Origin of the sequence: Thermogutta sp. (assembly GCF_014359955.1) — a bacterium.
In the GTDB taxonomy this organism is placed as follows: Bacteria; Planctomycetota; Planctomycetia; order Pirellulales; family Thermoguttaceae; genus Thermogutta.
The window spans coordinates 1-5,614 of record NZ_JACIYL010000235.1; the positions used below are offsets into that span (position 1 = coordinate 1).

Genomic DNA, 5,614 nt, shown 5'->3' on the forward strand with positions numbered 1-5,614 from the left:
CATCCCGTGATTCTGGACGTCGTTCACGGCCTGCCCTTCTCACCGTTCGAGGCGGAGGCGACCCCCACAGCTGGTGCAAACTGGTGGACCAACAATTGTTTCGCGATCGCGGAGATCTTCGAATACGTCTGCGGGCTCGGCGACATTCAGCGTGATGTTGTTTTCGAAGCACTTAAGGACTGTTACATCGACCTCGGATTCCAGACGGGTAACCCGTCGCGATTGCCAACGATTGAGGAGTTTGCGACTCGATTGCAAGAGTTGGAAGAAGAACGTGGTGTGAAGAACGTCATCCCGCGATGTCGCCCGCTGTTGGAATTTGGGTTATTCCAAAAAAATGAGTCTACCGCGGAATTTGCTCAATTGTTGCGCCGCGGGGTCGTCATAGATGTGCATAACCTCGGAATCGAAACTCTTCAGCTCGCGGCCGGCGCTTTCGTGCTGCGCAAGCTGTACAAAGATATGTTCCGCTGGGGGGAAACGGACCGCCTTCGGCTAGCAATTGTTCTGGACGAAGCCCACCGGCTGGCTCGTGATATAACTTTGCCCAAGATTATGAAGGAAGGTCGAAAGTTTGGCATCACGGTCGTGGTAGCCAGTCAGGGGTTAGCTGACTTTCATCCTGATGTCGTTGGTAACGCGGGAACGAAGGTGGTCTTCCGCACTAATTTCCCAATGTCCCGAAAAGTGGCTGGGTTTCTCCGTCCGTCACGTGACATGGATTTGGCCCAAGCCATCGAGCAGCTTCCGGTGGGTGAATCATTTGTCCAAACAATCGACATGCCTACCTGCGCCCGAGTCCGAATGCACGCGCCGTAAACATATCGGGACATACCATAGAATCCTGAAACCCCAGCGTCCCCAAGAGGCGCGTGAGCTCATAGCTGGTGTCCAAGGTCGACAAAGTTAGGTGTTTAAATTTTCAACTTTTTCAACTGAATACTGCTCTTGGCAAAACAAAGAGCCTCTCCTGTAAATCGCTAGAGGAGGTGAGGCAAAAGATATACCCAGCCGTCAGCATGGAGGCTCCCTATGCAACTTGTTACATCAATCACGGTGATTCTGCAAGCCGTCGCTCCGGATTAAGCCAGGATTTAACCGTCGAAGACTCACACTGCTGTGTAACCGGTTTCCCAACCTGCGATTTCAGTTGGTGGGAGATTCCACCTATGGTGGGCAAAGTATCCCGGACCTGTCGCTGTTCAACTGCAACCTGATCAGCCGGACCACGCTGGCTGCCCGGTTGTACGAGGCTCCACCTCCTAAGAAGCCCGGTCGCCCCGGCCGTCCTTGTCGTCGCGGTCAGAAGCTGCCTGCGCCAAAAGAAATGCTGTCCAAGGGAGGTCGGCAGATCAAGCTGTCGGTTTACGGTCGCACCCAGGCGGCGCGGGTGGCCGAGGTCGAAGCCCGCCTGCACGCAGTCCCGGAACGGCCGGTGAAAATCGTCGCCGTGGAGGCTTTGTCCGGGGGACGCGGCGGAAACCGTTCTATTCCACGGTTGTCGAGGCAAAGGCAGAAGATGTGCTGAGATGCTACTCCATGCGCTGGAGTGTGGAAGTGACCTTCCATGCCAGCAAGCAGTACCTGGGATTTGAAGAGCCCCAAGGATGGAGCGAGCGGGCGGTGGAGCGCACGGCTCCCATGGCCATGTTGCTTTACACGCTGATTGTCCATTGGTACGCTTCAGAAGGTCATCGGGAGGCGAGGTTACGGATCCCGCCATGGTACCCGCGCAAGTCCCGCCCTTCGTTCGCCGACATGCTGAGCACGCTCAAACGCCTGAGTTTACAACAGCGAATTTCTACGTCTGGCTTGGGGAGATGGGGTTCGGAAAAAAATGTTCCAACTCCTGGAAAACCTGATCAATCTCGCGGCGTAAAGTGCAAAAGGTGAACTGAGAAGTCTTGCGCCACTTAGAGGGTTTTTGGGTCCGCGATGTGGAGCCGATGCAAGACCGATTGCCAGGAATAACACCTCACGGGTCCTTCCCGCGAGTTTTGTTTCTCGACTGCGGCCGAACGCGTCGGCCAGTTGGCGAGACTTTCTATCCGGTAAGAATAACACTATCCGGCAAGAATAACGCCGGTGAGATGATGGCACTCGTCTTCCACGGTGTCTATTCGAGGAGCGCCTTTCACCGGGTGTATTCGAGGGACGCGTTCCACCGCGTCCCCGGGGCCCGGGTGGCACCCGAGCCGCCAACCGTTCCACCGGAGGGACAGCTTCCACGCCGGCCAATCCAACCGACGGAGGGCCGAACTCCACGTCAGCTAACCGCCTGGACGGATTCGGGGCTACCGGTCGGGGGGCACCCGACCCGCCAATCCAATGGCCCGGGTGAAACCGAGGCAATCGGTCGGGTTGGCACCTCACCCACCAATGACTCCCATGGCTCTGACGCCCGGCCAAAAGTTTACCTATTTTCGCCGGGGCGCGCTCAACGGCGCTCAATTTCGTTAAAATAGGCAAACTTGTTCTTGCGATCACTTATCCCGGGCACGACAAGCGTGCCGTTCCAAATGACGTTTCCCATTTCGCGGGCACGAGAAGGGTTCGCCGATAGGGGCCATTCATGAATGGCCCCTACCAGGTCGGAGGGACCCGCTTGTCAGGTCCGAGCCTGTCAGGTCCGCGTTTGAAGGCGGCTGGTCCGTTTTGCTGCAACAGGCCTTTTGGCACCTCACAGGGGCAGCGAAACCTTGTTAGAATGACGTCCCGGGCGGGGAGAGACCCGCGGCCCGAAGTTGCGAATGCACTACGCGGTGCCCGTCCGGGTTTTTGTCAGTGGTACGCGTCTTTTTGTCATTGGTGCGTCCTGTGGCGTGAGGTGCCTCCGTGGCTGGGGTTTCGGATCCGTTTTTATCGGCGCTGCGGAAACTCTACGCAGCTTGTGAAGGCGTCGCGCACACCTGGACGGTTTTCTGGACGAGATACCAAGAGATCTGTCGCCGACAGGGCCTGTGGTTTCCCGACGTGGGTCCCAAGTGGGCTGCGTTTCAGTCGGCCTTTCAAGAGGCGGCGCGACAACTCCAGGAATGTCGCCAAGCCATGCCGAAACCGGAAGAACTGCCCCCGTTGTTTACGGGCTGGCCGCGAAGCTGCACCATCGCGCAAACTTTCTCCCAACTGCTGGGGTTTTATGCGAAATCGTTTGCCGCGTGGCTGCCGGGCGTTATGAACCCACCGGGCGGTTTTGGCCAGTGGAACTCAAACACGGATTTTTCCCGGGAATTCATGGAACCATTCGAGGGGCAATTTATCGTGCCGTTGGGCCACGCTATTGAGGTGTATGAGAGATTTCTCGCCCAGCGGGAGGCCCAACGACTGGCGGAAGCGCTGGCTGCGGATCCTCCAACGGTCCTGGAGGGAGACGAAACTCCACAGGGTCCTTCGGCACCGCAAAGCACGGCCATGCCTCCAGGCGAAGCGACTCCTCAGAAGCCAGAGCCGGATTTCTGTTTCCGTCGGGATGGGGATGGCTGGTTTATCCGCGCATTTGGCAAAGAAGGGCACTTCAAGAATCGGAAGGGCTTCCATTACATCGCCCTATTGATCGAAAGAGCAGGAAAACCTGTTCCGATGGCGGAGTTTATCGCCAAGGCCGAAGGGCACTCCCCGGATCCGAAGCGAACACCGCTAGCGGAAAGTTGGCAACCGGTCCTGGACAGGGAAGCGAAACAGAGCTTGAAAGATCATCTTGTCAAATTGACGGCGGACATCAAGCAAGCCGAAGAGCGGGGGGACTTCACATCAGCCGATGTTCTCCGCAAAGAATTTGAACGACTGAGCGGCTATCTCCTTGCCGATACACAGCCTAACGGCAAGGCGAAGAGCTTCTCTACGACCTCAAAGAGGATGGCGGAAGCCGTCCGGAAGGCGATCAGCCGGGTTTGTGACGCGTTGCGACAATCGGGTTTCGATAAGCTGGCAGACCACTTTGAGGCTTATATCAGCGCTGAGGAATTTTCCTACGTGTACCGTCCGCCCGCATCAGTGACTTGGGCTCTCCTCTAACCTCCCTGGTGTTCGGACGCACTTTCGGACGCGAAATGTCCGGCACGGAGCTGGTATCTCGTGACGCGGACGCGTCCAGGGACGGACGCCAAATGTCGGGCATACACCGCAGGGCCTTCGCGTCCGGACAAATTTTTGGACGCGAAATGTCCGTCACGGACGCGATTTGTCCGGCGTTCCTTTGTAGAAGCGGCGGCACAGTGCCAGCCGCGGCATCCTGTGACCGGTTTCTACAAAGGAGCGCAGAACCATGCTGGAAAGACTTCTTCTCACGCCCCGGGAAGCCGCTTATCGGTTGGGCATCAGCCCGCGCCACCTCTGGACCTTGACGGCCCCACGCGGACCCATTCCCTCCGTGAAACTTGGCCGGCGCGTGTTCTACAGGCCCAAGGACCTTGAAGACTTCGTAGCCGATGTCGCGCGGCGATCGGCGGAAACCGTTGAAAGCCAGGCGGGTACGCAAGACCAAGGGGGGACCGCCGATGGCTGAGCGTCGGGTTACCATTCGCCACGCGGTGCCACAGCCCCGGGAGGGCCAGCGGGTGCCTATTCTTGTCGTGGCATGGCCCCCGGTTCGTGAGGGCGGGCCCTGGACTGTGGAAGTGCGGGCGCCCCGGGACGCGGTCACCGCGCGTATCGTCACGCCACCGATCGCATTCATTGACGATCCCGAGGCGGAACTACTCGCAGAGCAATTCATCGCTCAACGCATTCCCGCAACGATCCATGATTTGCTACTCCCGAAAGCGGTCGTGGCCAGTGAAACCTTGCAACCGCTTCGCCCCAGCGACTTTGTGGATGCACAGGCGTATGCAACGCTCATACGGAGGTTAGTGAATGCCTGATCACTACTCAGCAACCCTCAGTGCCACAGCAAGGAACGGCGAAATCGTGGTCACACTCAAAGGCGGTCCTCTTCCCAAACCTATCACTCAATCTGTTCCAGCGAAGGATCAAAGGGGGTGGCGGGAGCTGGCGGAACGATTCCACCGGGAATTTGGGATCGCTCGGGGGGACACACTGAACGTGATCCAGGAGGCGGTGTATGAAGCCAAAACGCCGGCACGCAACGCCCGCCCCGCGGAGGCCCCGGTGGATTCCAAGCCCGGGGATGTGAGGGCCGGTTTCCCGCCTAAAACCAACAACACAGAATCGGAGTTTGATTTTCAACCCGTCATCATCAACCTCGAAGAGGTTGTAGCAACCCCAGTGGAATGGCTCTGGGATAAACGCATTCCGTTAGGCCGGATCACACTCTTAGTTGGCAAGCCTGGCCAAGGGAAGAGTTTTCTGACATGCGACTTTGCGGCCAGAGTTACCACCGGGACGCCGTGGCCGGACGGTTCGCCCTGTCAGAAAGGTTCAGTTCTCATGCTCACACTGGAAGATGACCCCGCCGACACCATTCGGCCGCGTCTGGATGCGATGCACGCCGACGTTACCCGGGTGCGAATTCTCAAGGCCGTAAACTACCGCGATATAGACGGTGCCCGGCGTCAACGGGGGTTGACGCTGGCCGATTTACCCGTGATTGAAAAGGCCCTCGAGTCACTCTCGGATTGCCGACTCGTGGTGATTGACCCCATCGGGGATTTTCTTG

6 protein-coding genes are annotated in these 5,614 nt (G+C 58.0%); all 6 read left to right on the forward strand.

What is annotated here, in order from left to right; translation table 11 throughout:
• The coding region (locus H5U08_RS08950; RefSeq protein WP_297032307.1) for an ATP-binding protein at positions 1-819 on the forward strand (819 nt) is incomplete at its 5' end.
• A gap of 334 nt (positions 820-1,153) precedes the next feature.
• Entirely contained in the window at positions 1,154-1,528 is a 375-nt protein-coding gene (locus H5U08_RS08955; protein ID WP_297032309.1) for a hypothetical protein, read from the forward strand.
• A gap of 1,307 nt (positions 1,529-2,835) precedes the next feature.
• Positions 2,836-4,014 (forward strand): hypothetical protein, encoded by a 1,179-nt coding sequence (locus H5U08_RS08960; RefSeq protein ID WP_297032311.1) that lies wholly within the window; start codon positions 2,836-2,838, stop codon positions 4,012-4,014.
• A 250-nt stretch (positions 4,015-4,264) separates the two neighbouring features.
• Positions 4,265-4,504, forward strand: coding sequence for a helix-turn-helix domain-containing protein (locus H5U08_RS08965; RefSeq protein WP_297032313.1), 240 nt, complete (start codon positions 4,265-4,267; stop codon positions 4,502-4,504).
• Positions 4,497-4,859, forward strand: coding sequence for a hypothetical protein (locus tag H5U08_RS08970; protein ID WP_297032314.1), 363 nt, complete (start codon positions 4,497-4,499; stop codon positions 4,857-4,859). The genes H5U08_RS08965 and H5U08_RS08970 overlap by 8 nt, the downstream gene beginning before the upstream one ends.
• A partial coding sequence (locus tag H5U08_RS08975) for an AAA family ATPase (protein WP_297032316.1) occupies positions 4,852-5,614 on the forward strand: 763 nt, incomplete at its 3' end. The genes H5U08_RS08970 and H5U08_RS08975, both read left to right, overlap by 8 nt.

Excerpts from the sequence above, each read along its gene's own strand:
- H5U08_RS08965 (WP_297032313.1), top strand. The coding sequence starts at position 4,265 with ATGCTGGAAAGACTTCTTCTCACGCCCCGGGAAGCCGCTTATCGGTTG.
- H5U08_RS08970 (WP_297032314.1), top strand. The coding sequence starts at position 4,497 with ATGGCTGAGCGTCGGGTTACCATTCGCCACGCGGTGCCACAGCCCCGG.